A 14645-nucleotide genomic window follows, 5' to 3' on the forward strand; every position below is an offset into this window, starting at 1 on the left:
CCACGCCCCCTCCGACGCTATATAAGTTTAGTGTCATTCGAGCCGAGAAATCCAGACGAACAAAGAGGCCATCGGCTGAGATTGGGCTTTGACCGCCGGCTCAGCCAGATGACATGTAGCTCCAGAGTATCACTCCGACGAGCATCACGAGTGAGCCCGCGAAGCCGGTTATCAGCGCCCCCGCCAACTCTTCGCTGAACCCGAGGGTGGTGATCCAGGCGATCACCGGGGCCCTGACGAGCCATGCGAAGAACCCGAGCGCGTATCCGAGGAGCCAGAATCCGAGCAGGACTGCTTTTCTTCCCATTGTTTAACATCCAGAAGACAGCTCGACGGTGGTAAATGATGGAAGGAAAGGATTCCTTAACACGGGAGTGGAATAGTTTAGACGAGTACCCCAAGCACGGAAAGCGCGTAGGAAGTCAGGACGCTGCTAGCCATCCCCAAGAGGAGAAGGGTCGCGCCTTCTAGGACTGCCCGTCCGTTTTTCCGCTGATCGTCCTCCCTTATACAACTCCTGAGCAGCGATCCGAACGTTGTCATCGGGTCCTTTGTCAAGCCCGAACTGGGACGTATCTAGCACCCAACGTAATTAACGGTTGTGGAGTTGTTGTCCTTATTGGAAGGTGTGGGCGAGGTCAAGAGACTATGACTCGGGCGAGGGTTATTATAGCTACGATTCGTTAATGTTTCGGCAAGGGTTGATGCCTTGCCACCTACTTTTGTGTCGAAGTTGAAGAACGCGTCGAGCGTCCATACATTCCGAGACTACATTCTTCTTCCTGGCAGGAGTAAGGCGGAGCCGAACGAAATCGACCTTTCCTCCAACTTGACAAAGAGCATCAGGTTGAGGTTGCCAATTATCTCGTCGCCCATGGACTCTGTGACGGAGTGGAGGCTCGCACTCGAGATGGCGAGGCTCGGAGGCGCGGGTGCGATACACAGGAACATGGCCGTCGAGAGACAGGTGGAACAGGTGAAGAATGTGAAGAAGTCGAAGGTGGAGGCGTTGAGTGTCGATGCGAAGGGGAGGCCTTTGGTTGGTGCCTCGGTCTCGCCCCTCGACCAGGAGAGGTGCACAGCCCTTGATGCAGTCGCAGACTTCCTCATCTCGGACGTTGCCCACTTCCACAATTCGAAGATCATCGCAGCGGCGCGGAAGGTGCTCCCCCGGCTGAGCTCTGACTTCGTCGTTGGGAACGTCGGGACAGGGCGAGCTGTCAAGGAGATACTTGAGGAGCTGCCCAGGGTTGACGGCTTCAGGGCAGGGATCGGGTCGGGTTCAATCTGCATAACGTCTGAGGTCACAAGGGTTGGTGCCCCGACCCTCTTCGCCGTTGCGGAGGTCTCCACAGCTGTAAGGGAGATGAGGTCAGCTGTCCCGGTTATTGCAGACGGAGGGATCAGAGGACCGGGGGACGCAGCTCTGGCGCTGGCGGCGGGGGCGTCCACAGTGATGCTCGGGTCGTTGCTCGCGGGTTCGGACGAGTCGCCCAGCCAGGTGGTTACTAGGAAAGGGAAGAAGATGAAGATCCACAGAGGGATGGCAAGCGCAGCGGCCAGGAGGGTGCGGTTCGCGCTCGACAGGTACAGCGTACCCGCGAAGGGGCTCGACGAGGGGATAGAGGCGTATGTGCCCTGCTCAGGGCCTGCCAAGGAATCAGTGGCCAGGATGGAGAAGGGGCTCAGGGCGGCCCTCGGCTACGCTGGGGCAACCAGCGTCAAGGACCTCTGGCGGGTAGCCTCCTTTGGCCTTGTAACCACGGCAGGGGCGGGAGAGCTGGGAGCCCACTCGCTGGTGCCCAAGGAGGCCGCGTAGATGGCGCATCAGTCGCTGGAGGGGGGCATCGCAGTCCTGGATTTCGGCGGCCAGTATTCCCACCTCATCTGCAGGAGGGTGAGAGCACTTGGTGTCTACGCGACTCTCCTTCCGTTCGACACGGGTGCGGAGGAACTGGCGACGAAGAAGGTTGCGGGTGTAATCCTTTCGGGCGGGCCGTCGAGCGTATACGACGAGGGCGCGCCCCATCCAGACCCGCGGCTATTCGACGGGGGAATCCCGGTGCTCGGAATCTGCTACGGATACCAGCTGATGATTCAGGCCCACGGCGGCGAAGTGCAGCGGGCGGAGAGGAGGGAGTACGGTAGGGCCTCCGTCAGGGTGGTCGAGAAGGGCGAAATCTTCGCCGGCCTGAAGAAGGAGGAGGTCTCGTGTTGGATGAGCCACGGAGACTCGGCAACCAGGCTTCCAGGGACACTCCGCGCGCTCGCATCGAGCGAAGGGTCACCCTACGCGGCGGTCAGTTCGGCGGACGGCAGGCAGCTCGGGGTCCAGTTCCATCCTGAGGTTTCCCACACGGAGGACGGGGAGCTCATGATTTCCAACTTCGTGCTCCGGGTATGCGGCGCGTTGCGAGGCTGGACGATGGAAGGTTTCCTGAAAGAATCCGTGGGGGAACTCTCGAGGCTCGAGGGTCGCGTCCTCTGCGCTGTGTCGGGCGGGGTCGACTCGGCCGTCACGGCAATCCTGCTCCAGAAGGCTGTGGACGAAAGACTCGAGTGCGTGTTCATTGACACCGGTCTGCTGAGGGCAGGCGAAGCGGAGGCCGTTGAGAAGGTCCTCAGTCACGACCTCGGGATTCGTCTCTCCGTGGTCGATGCATCGGAAGCCTTTCTGGGTGCCCTGAAGGGCGTGGCCGACCCAGAGCAGAAGAGGCGGGTCGTCGGCAAGGTCTTCGCCGACAGGTTCGAGGCGTTCGCAAGGAAGAACGGACCCTTCGCTCACCTTGCACAGGGGACTTTGTACCCGGACGTAATAGAGAGTGGCAGGTCCGGCGCACCCGCGTCGGTCATAAAGACGCACCACAACGTAGGCGGGCTTCCGAGCGGCCTCTCGATGGCAGTAGTCGAACCACTCAGAGACCTGTACAAGGACGAGGTTCGGAAGCTTGGAGCGATCCTCGGCCTTCCCCAGACATTGCTCCAGAGGCACCCTTTCCCCGGCCCGGGCCTTGCGGTGAGGATAGTTGGGGAGGTCACTCCCGAGAAGTTGCGGGTCTGCAGGGAGGCGAACAGGTTAGTCGAGGAGGTCCTCATGGAAAAGGGCGTCCACTCGATGCTGTGGCAGGCGTTCGCCTACGTCGGGGACGACTTGGTGACGGGAGTCCTCGGAGACGAGAGGAGGCTGGGTTACCAGGTCTCTGTGAAGGCAGTCGAGTCCGTGGACGGGATGACGGCCGACTGGTACAGGATGCCTCACGAGGTGATGGAGCGTGTCTCCAGCAGGATAACCAACGAGGTGGAGGGCGTCGTGGCTGTGTCCTACGTTGTCTCTTCAAAGCCGCCGGCGACGATCGAGCCCCAATAGGCGGTCAAGGAAAGGTTTGAAAGGGAATCCAGGAAGCGGCACCGAGATGCAGCCGACGGAAAAGAAGGTCGCAGCGGGAGAGTTCACGGTGAACTGCGCGACTGTCGGGAAAGGGGAGAATATTGTTCTCCTCCACGGCAGCGATCACCGCGAGAGCTGGAGGGTTTGGGAACCGATGCTCCCCCTGGGGGACGCCTACAGCCTCATCATGCCAGACCTGATCGGGTACGGCGGGTCCTCTGCACCGACAGAGACGCCCGACTACAGGGCGCAGGCGCGCGTGGTCAAGGACCTGTTGGAGAGGCTCTCGGTGGAGAATACGAATCTGATGGGGACGAGTTGGGGCGGTCAGGTGGCCCTGGAGTTCGCGCTCGAGTGGCCCGACTCCGTTAAGGCGATCGTCCTGATCGCGAGCGCGTACGACAAGGAGCAGCTCCAGAGGCTGCAGAAGCTGAGGAAGCCTACACTGATTGTGTACGCTGAGGACGACATGATGACCCAGCTGAAGGCGGGCTACCTCTTGAGAGACGCCATAGGGACGTCCCGGCTGGAGGTGCTGGAGCCAGTGGCCCGCGACCCTGCTCACGATTTCACGATATCGCACAAGCTGGAGAGGTTCAGGGCCCCGCTGGTCCTCCAACTTGTCAGGCTCTTTCTGTCGAAGCCGGCGGAGATGATTGCTGAGCCGCCAGAAATGGAAAACGAACTGAAGGGTATGGCGCTCAGGAAGAATGATGACGACGACACTGGGAAGCGAGAGTAGGCCTACCTAGAGGCCATGGCTACGCGTTCTTGTTCGTTCTTCTTCTTGACAGAATGGCTGTTCGGGTCCCCGTTAGCCGCGGATATTATCTCGTCGGCTAGAACCTCTTCGACGCTTCTTGCGGACGAGAACGCGGCTGCCCTGACCCCCTCGGAGATGAACCTGAGAGCGATGTCAACCCGCCTGACGGGTGAGATATCCACGGACATGTGGTACACCACTCCACCGTAGCTGAGCCTGGTCGTGTCCTCGTTGGGGGCGGCATTCTCTATGGCCTTCACAAGGACTTGTGCTGGGTTCTGACCTGTCTTGAGCTGGACAAGCTCGAAGGCTGTCTTCACTATGTTGATCGACTTTTGCTTCTTCCCGCCCATCCTGCCTGTGTTCTTTGCGTACTTCCTGCCGTAGTGCATCATCTGGTTTACGAGCCTTTCCACAATGTTTACCCTTGCCTTCGCGAACTTCTTCCGCTCGTGCCTCCCTCCTGAGTGGGGGACGAGCATTGGCTTCAGGCTGATGACTCCCTGAAGGCCTACGTCCTCAACCTTGACGCCTGTGAGGTCCCACTTGGTCCACAAGAGCAAATTCGGGTACTCGAGCGCTTGTCTGCTCATCCCTATCTCCTCGGCTTCTCCTTCCTGCCGTAGACAAGCTCGTTAAGCGACACCCCGTTCACCTTGAAGACCGTCCAGCGGACGCCTGGAATGTCGCCCATCGCCCTCTTCATCGAGCCGCCGATCCCCTGGAGCATCACCTCATCGTGCTCGTCCACGAAGTTCAGGGCTCCGTCGCCCGGCAGGAACGCGGTGACCTGCTTGCCGTTCTTCACTATCTGCACCCTGCAGCAGTTACCGGTAAGGATTCCGTTAGCGAAGAAATTGTGACTGTCGCTTCCCACAGTGATATCCTGCAAGGAGAGGTGCCGCTTTACCTGCGTGACGCTCACTATCTGATCCCACAGAAGACCGTTCTTCGGCAAGTTCCTACTGGCATCTTTGAGCCACGCCTCGAATTCGATTCCCGAGGCAGTAGTGTGAAGTGCTTCGATGTTCGTCACGCCGTGCCAGAGCCATCTGTTGACATTGAAGGTGTGAACCCAGTGATATCCCTCATGTTTGAGCGCCTCTGCGATTTCTCTGTAGGAAAGCCCAAGCCTCCTAAGCTCTATCGCCCTGATGTACGCCTTTTGAGTGGAACGCATCCGGATTTGCTTCAAGGTGAGGTACTGAAGGCAGTACCTAGCCATTGCTTGTCGTTCAGATTGGTAGGCATATCCGACCTTTCCGAATAAGTTGATCAAATTCTGGATGTTGGAGGCGAGATACACAACGATCTTGAAAGTCCTCCTCCCGTCGAGTCTCTCGACAGAAGGAGCTATTCTGGAGTTTGAGACTGACACACCAAATTCTGTAAGTAGCGACTTCATGTCCTCGACAAACTCAAGTCCACTCTGAAGGAATTCAGCGGTCTTACTCAGCGAGAATGACGGCGGACAGAGCGTGCGCCCTTTGAACCTAGGCTTTTCCAATTCGCTACCGAAATACGAGGCGAGAAATTCTGCCTTCACCCATGCTGGGGCGCGCATAATCCAACGTGGGACACGATAACCTGCCAAGGTCTTCTCGCCGACCGGGCAGCCCAGGCTCTTGAGCAGCGCGAAGAGAACAATCGAACTGCAGGCGACCGTGTTGTAAGTCCCAGAGACCGTGCGCGAACCACTGGATGTCCTGACCACGCTGGTGGCGGTCCCCTCGTAGATTGGGGAGGAGTGGAAGCCGATTGCCGTGAGGTCCTTCGCCACACAGGCCAAGTCGTTGGGAGTGCCTGAACCGATTACCTTTCCACCATAGCCTGAACCGCTGCGCGAATAGCTCAAGGTTCCGTCTCCGAAAATGTGCCCGATCAACCTCACGAGCGAGGGGAGCCTTGGGTCGTCATACCTGAGGGGAAGCAGCATCCTGCTCTTTAGTTCGGTAACGGTTCGGTCGGCGTTGGACCTTTCGGGAGTGGCCCGCCTCACATCTTCCTCTCCCACTATTACGGAGTGCCTAGATGCTCGAAGTAATGGTTCGCCTGGAAGAACCACGACCCGGTCTTGTGCAGTCACATCTCTTGCATCTTTGACTCCCCTCTCCGTGTAAATCGGGTGGTCCCCGCTTGCGACCAATCTTCGCCCACTTGCTGTGGATATCTCGAAGATGCCAGCCTGCTTTACCTCGCTGTCGGTTAGCTCGAAGTGGTCTATCGCCGGAGCGGACTGGAGTGCAAAATTCTCAAGGTTCAGAAATGAAACGGTAGGTCTGCTCCCAGCAAAGGCGGCCATTGGCAGGAAGGTATTGTTCTCCAGAAGGACTGAGGTGTTCCTAGCAACACACTTCCTGATCGCCGAGTTCGGCTGCTTTGATTCGATGCCCACCTTCTCGAGGACTATTCCCCTTGCCTGGGGGGAACCCTCGAGCGGGTCTGCCTTGTAGTCCAGCCCAAGCTTCCGCCGCTTGTACCATTTGTTGGACCAGCGGAACCTCTGCCGCTTCATCGAGATCTGGCGAGCCGAGAACTCCCCGCGAGGCGATCCAGGCATATTTTCCGATCGCACCTTTGTTGGATTCTATAAAAGGGTTCAGAGGGGACTTACTATCTGAACGTTGGAGATGTCGAAGTAACGCCGCGCGAGCAGCCTGACCTTCTCGGCGTTCCTGCCTCCCATGCCCACCGCGGCGCCCTTCTTCTTCGGGTCCACAACGACGACAACGCCTCTCGAGCCGTCCGGCCTGTCGCTGACGCGGATCTCTTGGACGTACCTCGGGCCGAGGGCGTTCTTGATTAGCTCAGAGATATCGTCGGACCACTCAACAACCTCAACCGGCCTTCTCACCGCCCTCTCCATCTTCTTCACCGACGCTCCCTCCTTTCCTATCGCGAGTCCCATCTGACCCTTCGTGACGATGAAGATCAACCTGTTCAGCTTCTCGTCAATAACGCAGTCCTTGGCAGTCGCGCCCGTCATGCTGTTGAACATCGACATCAGAGAGAGTTGTTCCGAGCTTAACTTGATCTCTGGCACTCTGTGTTCACCGGAGCAGTTGCTTCAGATTCGCTTCGCCAAGCGACATGAGAGCAAGAGCAGAGACCTTGTATGGTCTCCCTATCAACTTGGCCAACTCGGCTGACGTGAAGCTCACGTCGATCACTGGGACCTCGTGCTTTTTCGCCTCTTCCCTCAGCTTCGCGCCCACGCCCGCCGGCATTGACTTCGTGCAGATGACCGCCTTCGCGCCTTTCATGCTCGCCAGGGATTCCTTTGCGCCTATGGTGTATTTCCCACCCTTCATTGCCTCCTTCAGGAGCTTTGAGAGCTGGGCAGGTTCCATGCTTTGGTCAACTCATGTAGAGATCGATCATGCCGGTCCCGACCGGGATCGGCAGGCCGACGATGACGTTCTCTGTCACTCCCTTCAGGTCTTCCCTCTCGCCCTTGACGGCTGCCTCGGCGAGAGTTGGGACGGTAATCTCGAAGGCTGCCCTCGCCAACACGCTGCTCTTGGCTCCTGCGATTCCGTGCCTGCCTATCTGCTGTATGTACCCCTTCGAAGTCATCAGGTCTGCCACGAGGAAGATGTGCCTGATGTCGACCTCCAGGCCCTGCTCGTCGAGAGTGCTCATGACCTCGCGCACAAGCGTCGCCCTGGCTGCCTCGATCCCAAGAACCTGGGCCACCTCGTGCACGTTGTTCGTGTACACCCTCGTGGGGTCCACACCCTTGATCGCAATAACCTTGCCCAAGTTGGAGCCGGCAGCCTGGATGAACCATTCCTCTCCTTCCTTTACGACCGTGACCCTGGTGATGCCAGGTATGCCCTTCAGCTTCATGTTCTGTATCTTGTTCCTGAGGGTGAAGAGGGTCGAGAGGTCGGCGTTCTCCATGTTCACTCTGATTATCTTGCCCCTCTCAATCTGGACGTTCCTCTTCCCCGTCTCTATCACCTTTGCTACCTCATCAGCCGATGCGTCCCTGTCGGTCATCATCTTCTCGCTGAGGTGCAGCTTGATCCCCTCTGTAGGGTCGACCTCGCTGTAGTCAACGACGTTGCCCACCTTCGTGAAGAGTATCTCCTTCGCGACCTTGACCGCTTTCTCGTTGGTTGCGCCGTACTCCTTGTCCAGGTATATGTCCATCGACGGCGTTGCGGGTATCTTCCTTGCATCGACAAGCTCCATCAGCCTGGGAAGTCCAAGCGTGACGTCCCTCTCCCTCACACCTGCGAAGTGGAAAGTCCTGAGGGTCATCTGGGTGCCTGGCTCGCCAATCGATTGGGCGGCCACTATGCCGGATGCCTCCCCTGGTTCCACTCGCGAGTAGTCCAAGGCCTCCGCAACCTTCTCAAGGGCTTCCTTGGCGCCCTCCTCCGTGAGGTGTGCTGCCGCGAGCTTCTCTCTCAGCTCCCTCAACAGTCTGTCGTTGAGGGAAGGCTGATACTTCTTCAACAGCTTCTCGATGGTCTCCTCGTCCAGCTTCGTCTTTGACTTTGAGAGCAGTCCTTGCGTCTCGAGCAGTCTCTCGAGGTTGATTGGGCGCCCGTGGTCGCTCTTCGCCGGGTCGACGCCGTCTTCGCCGTAGAGGAACTGGATGAGGTGGCCATGTGGGTCCCTGACTGTCAAGTCGTACTCCACCTTGAGGTGCTCGAGCGCGTTGATAAGCCTTCTCTGCATGTACCCGCTCTGCTGAGTCCTGACGGCCGTGTCGACCAACCCCTCCCTTCCACCCATTGCGTGGAAGAAGAACTCGGTCGGAGAGAGCCCGTCGCGGTAGTTGCTCCGGACGAAGCCTTTCGCTTCTGGCGTGTTGTCGTTCCAGGGGAAGTGGCTGAGCGCCCTGCCTCTCAATCCCTTCTCGATCCTCTTGCCTCTGACAGACTGCTGTCCGAGGGCTGCGGTCATCTGGCCTACGTTCAGGCTCGACCCTCTCGCCCCAGTCCTGGCCATGATCATCCCAGAGTTCTCCGGCGGGAAAGCCTTGTCTGCTATCCTGCCTGCCCTGTCCCTCGCTCTTGCCAGCTCGTTCACGATGTACGCTTCCAGAGAGTCCTCGGGCGAAAGCCCCCTGGTCAGTTGGAGGGTGCCAGCCTTGTACTTCTTGATGAGGTCAGAGACGTTGCTGTAGGCCTCGTCCAGTGTATCCTTGATGCCCTTCTTTGCCTCATCCGGGAGCTCGAGCTCGTTGAACCCGTATGTGAAGCCACGTCTCGTCAGGAACGTCTTCAATACGCTCAGGATTGAGTTGAGGAAGCTCCTCGCCTCTTCGTTGCCATAGTCCTTTGCAATCCTGTGCAGCAGGCTGTCAGGCTCCTCCGCACCAATCACGGCTTTGTCGACGACACCGGATATCAGATTGCCGTCCCTGATGACGACGTCATTGGATTCACCTGATTTCGAAGACTTCGCCCACTTCGAGGTGAGCACGTAGTTCATCCCCTTCGGGAGGAACAGCGAGAAGAGCTGCTTGCCTGTGTACAGGCCCCTGGCCCCCGCCTCGGGCAGGTCGCCGTCGTAACCTCCTATCAGGGCGAGATTGGAGAACTCTCCGGCAGTGAGAGTCGTCTCATCCCTTGTGAGCATGAAAGCGCCTGTGATGAAGTCCCTTATGCCTCCGATTATTGGCCCACCGTATCTTGGGGATATTATTTGGTCCTGGACCTTCATCAGCATGAGCGCCTCGGAGCGCGACTCTTCGCTCTGGGGCACGTGCAGGTTCATCTCGTCGCCGTCGAAGTCTGCGTTGTAGGGCGGGCAGACCGACGGGTGGAGTCTGAATGTTCTGAACGGGAGGACCCTGACGAAGTGAGCCATGACTGACATCCTGTGTAGCGAGGGCTGCCTGTTGAAGAGGACGACGTCGCCGTCTATGAGGTGCCTCTCAACTATGTAGCCCGTTGTGAGCGAATCTGCAAGCGCTTTCCTGTCGCTCGCGAAGTCGAGCCTGATCTTCACTCCGTCGGCCCTTATGACGTAGTTGGCCCCTGGGTGCTCGAACGGCCCTTTGATGACGAGCTGCTTCAGCATCTCGATGTTCCAGGATGAGACCTTCTCAGGGATGGTGAGCTTCTTTGCGACCTCGAACGGAACACCGACCTCGCCTATGTCGAGACTGGGGTCTGGGCTAATAACTGTCCTGCTCGAGAAGTCGACCCTTTTCCCGGACAGCGAACCCCTGAACCTGCCCTCCTTCCCCTTCAGTCTCTGACTGAGCGTCTTGAGGGGCCTGCCAGACCTGTGATGTGCCTGGGGGATTCCTGAGACTTCGTTGTCGAAGTATGTCGTCACGTGGTAGTGCAGCAGGTCGACCAGGTCTTGGACGATAAGGTGGGGCGTCCCAGACTCCTTGCTCTCCCTCACCCTCTGATTGACCCTTAGAATGTCCACGACCTTGTGGGTCAGGTCGTCCTCGGACCTGATTCCCGACTCTAGAGTGATCGACGGCCTTACAGTCAGTGGTGGGACTGGCAGGACCTGAAGAACGAACCACTCGGGCCTGGCCGCCTTCGCGTTGAAGTCGAGGACCTCGAGGTCTTCGTTGGTGACCCTCTCGAGCCTCTCCCGTATTGCGACTGGAAGGAGCCTCGTGGCCCCGCCCTCCTCCGTGATCTCGTGGAAGATTGTGGGCTTTGTGAACTCGATTTGGTACTGTTGCTTGCCGCAGTGAGGACAGAGCTTGACCTTCCTCGCTTTTGTGAAGATTTCCTTCGCGATAGTCTCGACGAGCGTTGGCGCGAAGTCGGTCCTGCTCGTCAACCTGGCCTTGTACGCGTCGAGCTCCTGCTGCGGGAGAAGGATCCTCCCGCACGTCCTGCACGTCGTCTGGATGAGCTTGTTTATCTCGTCGACGAACGCGATGTGCAGCACAGGCTCTGCCAGCTCGATGTGGCCGAAGTGGCCCGGACATCGGCCGGCTGTGCTTCCGCAGGTCCCGCACTTCTGCCCAGGTTCAAGGGTACCTAGCCTGCTGTCCATCAGGCCTCCCTGGACCGGCATCCCGTCCTCGTCGTAGGTCTCGGGCTGCGTGATTTCGGCAACTGAGTACTTCCTCACCTCGTTCGGGGAGAAGACCGAGAAGTCGATGCCGCCTATCGTCTTGAGGGCTTGTTCCATCGACACGATTCTACACCTTGTCCTTTAGCTGGAGCCTCGGGGCAATGTTCAGGCTCATCATCTCCTGGAGGAGCAGTTTGAACGCGTACGCCACGACGACTGTCGAGATCTTGGCTTGGTCGCCGTCGATCTTGCAAGTGTACTTCCTCTGCTTAGCGTCGTAGTAGGCGATGAGGCCACACTTCTCGCAGACGTAGATCTCTGTCTTGTCCGCCTCGTCGAGGAGCCTGTCCTTCAGCACCATCGAGGCACCGTAGGCTATGAGGCAGTCCCTCTCCATCTCGCCGAACCTAAGACCCCCACCCCTCGCCCTTCCCTCGGTGGGCTGCTTCGTGAGCATCTGGACCTGACCGCGCGCCCTCGCGTGGATCTTGTCCGCGACCATGTGGTGAAGCTTCTGGTAGTAGACGACGCCGACGAAGATGTCGGCTGCGAACTTCTTCCCTGTCTTGCCGTCGTACATGACCTCCCTGCCGGTCGGCTCGAAGCTCCGTCCCTTCAAGACCTTCTCGAGCTCCTCTATGCTCTCGCCAGCGAAGGCAGAGCCGTCTACGGAGGTGCCCCTCAGAGCGCCCGCCTTCCCAGCGATTGATTCTATGAACTGGCCGACTGTCATCCTGGACGGGAATGCATGGGGGTTGATGATCACGTCGGGCACTATGCCCTCCGCGGTGTACGGCATGTCCTCCTGAGGCACCACGAGGCCGATCACTCCCTTCTGCCCGTGCCTGGAGGCGAACTTGTCACCTATCTCTGGAATCCTCATGTCCCTAACCCTGACCTTGAACATCCGGCCACCCTCGACGTTCTCTGTCATGAAGACTGAATCGACTACGCCCGCCTCAGACGGCCTGACAGCGACAGATGTGTCTCTCCTGTAGGGGCCCTTAATCTCGAACTCCTTGTACTCCTCCATGAACCTGGGGGGGCTCGTCCTCCCTATCACGACGTCTCCCCCTGAGACCAATGACTCGCCAGAGATTATCCCGTCGCCTTCGAGCAGCCTGTAGAACTTCTCACCCCTGTATCCCCTTATGTTCGACTCCGCAGACGGGACCTCGAACGTGTCTCTCATGCCTCCGAGGTACTGCTTTGCCTGCCCCTCGTAGAGTCTGTAGAAGAACGAACGGGCAAGTCCCCTCTCGATGCTCGACCTGTTCATGATGATCGCGTCCTCGATGTTGTAGCCTTCGAAGGAGAGGACTGCAACGACGCAGTTCTGGCCGAGGGGCCTCTCGTCTATCTTCAGAAGGTCGAGCGTCCTCGTCCTGACAACCGGGGCCTGCGGGCTCACGAGAAGGTGCTGCCTAACGTGAGGCGAGATAGGGTAGGTGGGCGAGGAGAAGCCGAGGCTCTGCTTCGCCATGGCGGACTCGTACGTGTTCCTCGGTGACTGGTTGTGCTCGGGGTACGGTATGATTGAAGCCGCGATTCCGAACATCGCAGCGGGGAAGACCTCGACGTGGGTGTTCTTCGTCGCGATCTGGTCGACTTCCATTGCGACCAGGCAGTTCTCTTCCTCGTTCGCGTCTATCAGCTCGATGACGCCCTGCTCCACAAGGTCCCTCCACGAGAGCTGGCCGGCGCCGACCTTCTCTATCAGGTCGTGGTTGAGGAGTGGTCTGCCGTTCTCGACTACTATGAGGGGTCTGAGCACCCTGCCGGAACTGATGCTGATGTAGAGCCTCGGGTAGGCCTTGTCGTTGAGAGATGAAGCGTACATGACGCTTGCGCTCGGATTGATCTGACCCTCCCTCCTGAGCTTCCTGAACGCCTTGGCGAGCCTCTCGCCGTCGTCTACGTATCCGAGGAACCTCCCGTCCATGAAGACCCTGCAGCCGTTCAGCTGCAGCTTCTGGTCGGCGTCTCTGATTTGTTTTGCCCCGAGCTCCCAGAGTTTCTCCTCGACTTCTGCGGACGGGACGCCCACGGAGATGGTAGCCGAAAGGGCGAGGTTCTTGACAAGCCCGCAGTTCACTCCCTCTGGCGTCTCTGATGGACAGATCCTCCCAAAGTGTGTAGCGTGCAGGTCTCTCGCCTCGAAGTTGGGCTGGCTCCTGCTGAGGGGAGACTGCACCCTTCTGAGATGGCTCAGGGTGCTCAGGTAGTTGGTCCTGTCGAGGAGCTGGGTCACGCCCACTTTCCCCCTACCCCAGTTGCCAGTCGCGATTGCGTTATTCAGCTTATCAGTGATTATGCCCGTCCTGATGGCCGCCCCGACTACGTTGCCGCCCCGCTTCTGGCCCGTCCTCTCGAGCTGGTACTTCATGTCCCTGACGAGGTTCCTGAAGGCTGTCCGGAACAAGTCTGCGAGCATCTGGCCTGCGAACTTGATCACCTTGTTCCCGTAGTGGTCCTTGTCGTCTGCCCCTATCCAGCCGAGCCTGAGCTCGAGCAGCTTGCAGACTGCCTCTCCCATGAACATTGCCTTGTCGTACCTCCTGTCGTCAGTCTTGCCGAGGTGCGGCAGGAGCCCCCAGTCGAGCATCGATTGAGCCCTCTTCACCCTGAACTCCTCGAGCATCCCGTGGGCGACCCTGTTGCCTATGTACACGAGAGAGTCCTTGTCCGTGGGAGCCTCGCTCGCCTTGTCGAAGGAGACCTCCAGGAGGTCCTGTATCTCTGGCTTCGGCGATATCGAGTCTGCTATGTCCCTGTCAGACTTTATCCCGAGCGCCCTCATGACGATTACGAAGGGAAGGTCGACCGGACAGCTGGGCACCTTGACGTTGATTGCGCCGTCCTGCTTCAGCGTGAGTTCCAGTTTCGAGCGGTATCCCACCACCGACGAGTAGACCCGGGACTTGTACGTGTTCACCCCCGAGACCTTCTCCGCGTCGACCAGGATCTTGTTCGGCGAGAGGTCCTCCAGTCCTACTATCACCCTCTCGGCGCCGTTGATTATGAAGTAGCCGCCAGGGTCGTTGGGGTCTTCGCCGACCTCTATGAGCTGCTCCTTCGTCTTGTCAGAGAGTTGGCAGAGCTCAGACTTCACCATTACTGGGAGGTCGCCGATGTGCTGCCGAGTGGTGTCGCGCGGCAGCCCCTCCTCCTCTATCGTCATCTCGAGCAGGATTGGCGCCGAGTAAGTGAGGTTCCGAAGCCTCGCCTCCATCGGCAGGATGCTGCTAACGGACCCGTCTATCTCGACAACCCTGGGAGAGCCGAGGGTTATCCTACCGAACTTTATCTTGTAAGGGGTGCTGACTGTCTCGACTTCTATCTCTCCAATCTCGTCGATTATGTTCTGGAGCCCTTTTGAGAAAAACTCGTTGTAACTGTTGAGGTGCTGCCTTGCCACTCCCTCCCTCTCAAGGAGGTCGCGGAGTATTATCCACGAGTTTGACCTTTGGACCTGCTTGCTCAAGT

Annotated in this window: 11 protein-coding genes; 3 read left to right on the plus strand and 8 right to left on the minus strand. The window is 58.6% G+C overall.

The genetic code is table 11. From position 1 onward, the window contains the following. Positions 1 to 100: 100 nt before the first annotated feature. On the minus strand, positions 101 to 307 hold the full coding sequence (locus LYZ69_00730) for a hypothetical protein (GenBank protein MDV3276974.1): 207 nt from the start codon (positions 305 to 307) through the stop codon (positions 101 to 103). Between the two features lie 77 nt (positions 308 to 384). Beyond that, entirely contained in the window at positions 385 to 558 is a 174-nt protein-coding gene (locus LYZ69_00735; GenBank protein MDV3276975.1) for a hypothetical protein, read from the minus strand. Between the two features lie 151 nt (positions 559 to 709). Between LYZ69_00735 and LYZ69_00740 the strand changes: the two genes are divergently transcribed. From LYZ69_00740 to LYZ69_00750, 3 genes are read left to right on the plus strand one after another with little or no spacing between them, the layout of a single operon-like run. After that, complete coding sequence (locus tag LYZ69_00740) at positions 710 to 1819, plus strand: IMP dehydrogenase (GenBank protein MDV3276976.1); 1110 nt, start codon at positions 710 to 712, stop codon at positions 1817 to 1819. Continuing rightward, the gene (guaA, locus tag LYZ69_00745) at positions 1820 to 3367 is read left to right on the plus strand and encodes a glutamine-hydrolyzing GMP synthase (GenBank protein MDV3276977.1); all 1548 of its coding nucleotides are present in this window, start codon (positions 1820 to 1822) and stop codon (positions 3365 to 3367) included. It begins immediately after the preceding gene. A gap of 46 nt (positions 3368 to 3413) precedes the next feature. Next, positions 3414 to 4130 carry an alpha/beta hydrolase gene (locus LYZ69_00750; protein ID MDV3276978.1) on the plus strand — a complete coding sequence of 239 codons (717 nt, stop codon included), beginning with the start codon at positions 3414 to 3416 and terminating at the stop codon, positions 4128 to 4130. A gap of 2 nt (positions 4131 to 4132) precedes the next feature. Here the strand turns inward: LYZ69_00750 and LYZ69_00755 are convergent, their stop codons facing one another. The 6 genes from LYZ69_00755 to LYZ69_00780 are packed head-to-tail and all read right to left on the minus strand — an operon-like array spanning position 4133 to position 14643. Further along, on the minus strand, positions 4133 to 4744 hold the full coding sequence (locus LYZ69_00755; protein MDV3276979.1) for a 30S ribosomal protein S7: 612 nt from the start codon (positions 4742 to 4744) through the stop codon (positions 4133 to 4135). A 2-nt stretch (positions 4745 to 4746) separates the two neighbouring features. Continuing rightward, positions 4747 to 6711 carry a hypothetical protein gene (locus LYZ69_00760; protein MDV3276980.1) on the minus strand — a complete coding sequence of 655 codons (1965 nt, stop codon included), beginning with the start codon at positions 6709 to 6711 and terminating at the stop codon, positions 4747 to 4749. 39 nt (positions 6712 to 6750) lie between these two features. After that, positions 6751 to 7194, minus strand: a complete 444-nt coding sequence (locus LYZ69_00765) for a NusA-like transcription termination signal-binding factor (GenBank protein ID MDV3276981.1) — start codon at positions 7192 to 7194, stop codon at positions 6751 to 6753. 7 nt (positions 7195 to 7201) lie between these two features. Further along, positions 7202 to 7501 carry a ribosomal L7Ae/L30e/S12e/Gadd45 family protein gene (locus tag LYZ69_00770; protein MDV3276982.1) on the minus strand — a complete coding sequence of 100 codons (300 nt, stop codon included), beginning with the start codon at positions 7499 to 7501 and terminating at the stop codon, positions 7202 to 7204. Between the two features lie 7 nt (positions 7502 to 7508). Then, complete coding sequence (locus tag LYZ69_00775; GenBank protein ID MDV3276983.1) at positions 7509 to 11276, minus strand: DNA-directed RNA polymerase subunit A'; 3768 nt, start codon at positions 11274 to 11276, stop codon at positions 7509 to 7511. Between the two features lie 10 nt (positions 11277 to 11286). Continuing rightward, positions 11287 to 14643: a DNA-directed RNA polymerase subunit B gene (locus LYZ69_00780; protein MDV3276984.1), complete on the minus strand. Its 3357-nt coding sequence runs from the start codon at positions 14641 to 14643 to the stop codon at positions 11287 to 11289. Positions 14644 to 14645: the final 2 nt, after the last annotated feature.

It is taken from the genome of Nitrososphaerales archaeon (assembly GCA_032906765.1).
Taxonomy (GTDB): domain Archaea; phylum Thermoproteota; class Nitrososphaeria; order Nitrososphaerales; family Gagatemarchaeaceae; genus DASPPF01.

Bases quoted from the DNA above. Each gene is read 5' to 3' on its own strand.
- LYZ69_00730 (MDV3276974.1), bottom strand. From the start codon at position 307: ATGGGAAGAAAAGCAGTCCTGCTCGGATTCTGGCTCCTCGGATACGCG.
- LYZ69_00760 (MDV3276980.1), bottom strand. From the start codon at position 6,711: ATGCCTGGATCGCCTCGCGGGGAGTTCTCGGCTCGCCAGATCTCGATG.
- LYZ69_00755 (MDV3276979.1), bottom strand. From the start codon at position 4,744: ATGAGCAGACAAGCGCTCGAGTACCCGAATTTGCTCTTGTGGACCAAG.
- LYZ69_00775 (MDV3276983.1), bottom strand. From the start codon at position 11,276: ATGGAACAAGCCCTCAAGACGATAGGCGGCATCGACTTCTCGGTCTTC.
- guaA (MDV3276977.1), top strand. From the start codon at position 1,820: ATGGCGCATCAGTCGCTGGAGGGGGGCATCGCAGTCCTGGATTTCGGC.
- LYZ69_00770 (MDV3276982.1), bottom strand. From the start codon at position 7,501: ATGGAACCTGCCCAGCTCTCAAAGCTCCTGAAGGAGGCAATGAAGGGT.
- LYZ69_00750 (MDV3276978.1), top strand. From the start codon at position 3,414: ATGCAGCCGACGGAAAAGAAGGTCGCAGCGGGAGAGTTCACGGTGAAC.